Genomic DNA, 1,824 nt, shown 5'->3' on the forward strand with positions numbered 1-1,824 from the left:
CTCCGAGCAGGTCATCACCAACGTGCACCCGTACCAGGCGCAGGTGCTCAACCGGTTCAACCGCGGGACGATGATCGAGGCCGGCCAGACCATGCTGGTCATGGAGGTCGAGCCGGCCGCCTACATCTCGCTCGCCGCCAACGAGGCGGAGAAGGCGGCGCCGGTCTTCCTGAACCACCTCACCTCGGTCGGGGTCTACGGCCGCATGTGGCTGTCGGGCACCGAAGCCGACATCCTGGCCGCCCGGGAGGCCGCCGTCACCGCGATCAACGCCGTCACGGGTCAGTAGGAGGAGCTGTGGCACGCCGAGTCCTGACCGCGGAGACCATCGACGACCTGCTCGCCCAGGGGCAGACCGAGGTGCCGCTGGGTCCCACCGACATCGTGACCGCACTCGCCAGGGAGCACGCCCGGGATCGCGGTGTCCGGCTCGTGCCGGCTGACGAGGTCACGCCCGCGGCCAGCAGCCCCGGTCCGGAGACCCCGGGGAGCGACGCGACAGACGACGCCGCGTTGGTGCGCCGGGCCGTGATCGGCGTCCTCGGCCGCGAACCCGACGGGCTGGACGCCGTCATCGCCCGCGTGATCCGCCAGGAGCAGGGGTGACCGTCCAGCTCGGGCGCCCGGCGGTCTACCTGTGCCCCACCGAGCACTGCCCCAACCTGCTGCAACTGGCCGTCGGTCTGCTGGCCGAGCTGACCGGCCACTATGGAGCGGTCGGAGTGTTCCGCCCGATCGTCGCCGAGGCGTCCGCCGACCGGGTGCTGGACGCGCTCGTGGAGCAGGCCGGGACCGGCACCGGGGCGCCACGCTGGGGAGCCACAGCGGACGAGTGCCTGGAGAATCCGGCGGGCGCGGCGGCCCAGGTGGTCAGCCGCTTCGCCGAATGTGCCAGCCGATACGACGCCGTCCTGGTGCTCGGCAGCGAGTACGACTGCTCGCTCGCCCCGATCGAGTTCGCGTGGAACACCCGGATCTCGGCCGACCTGCACGTCCCGCTGGTGCTGGTGGTGCCGGGACGCGGCGGTGCCGACCCGACCCGGCAGCGGGCGGCGGTCGCTCTGGCCGAGGCGCAGCGCAGTTACGCGCAGGTGGTGGCCGTCCTTGTCGTCCGCACCCCCGGCCAGTCGCTGGATCGCACCGAACTCGCCGACCTCCCGGTGCCGGTGTTCGTCGTCGACGACCTCACCCCGAACCGCGCGGACGAGGTCGGGGTCCTGGACGCGCTCCACGCCAGCGTCGTCGCCGGCGCGCGCGACGTCTCGGGCATCCGCGCGGCCGACCTGCTCCGCGCCGACACGGATCTGGCGAGCCTGCTGCCCGCGGTGCGTCCCACCTCGACGGTCGTCTTCGCCTCCGATCGGGACGAGATCCCCCTGGGGCTCCTGGTCGGCGCGGCCAGCCGGAAGTTCCCCCTCCCCGCGGCCGCCATCGCCGCCGGGCCGAAGCCTCTGCGAGAGGAGGTGCGGGCACTGTGGCAGGAGTTGGCCGTCGGCACCCCGCTCCTGCGCACCGAGGACGTCCTCGATCGCGTGGGTCGGCGGCTGGCCGGGCAGCAGGCGCCGGACCGGCTGACCGGCGCCCAGCTCGAGGAGGCCCGCCGGGTGTTCGCCCGTCAGGTCGACTCCGCCGTGCTGCTGGACACCTCGAAGGCGGTCGGACGCGCCGACATCGTCACGCCGTTGATGTTCGAGCACCGCCTGCTGGAGCAGGCGCGCAAGGCGAACCAGCACATCGTGCTGCCGGAAGGCACCGAGGAGCGGATCCTGCGGGCGGCCCACCGACTGCTCGACCAGCGGATCTGCCGGCTCACCCTGCTCGGCG

The 1,824-nt window shown here is 73.2% G+C and carries 2 protein-coding genes and 1 pseudogene; all 3 read left to right on the plus strand.

The features are described 5' to 3' along the window. Positions 1-289: pseudogene (locus Q1K57_RS12965) on the plus strand (hypothetical protein); the annotation flags it as partial. Between the two features lie 8 nt (positions 290-297). Further along, complete coding sequence (locus Q1K57_RS12970) at positions 298-606, plus strand: hypothetical protein (RefSeq protein WP_300083330.1); 309 nt, start codon at positions 298-300, stop codon at positions 604-606. After that, on the plus strand, positions 603-1,824 hold a 1,222-nt coding region (locus Q1K57_RS12975; protein WP_300083332.1), incomplete at its 3' end, for a phosphate acyltransferase. The genes Q1K57_RS12970 and Q1K57_RS12975, both read left to right, overlap by 4 nt.

It is taken from the genome of Propioniciclava sp., assembly GCF_029977985.1.
GTDB lineage: Bacteria > Actinomycetota > Actinomycetes > Propionibacteriales > Propionibacteriaceae > Propioniciclava.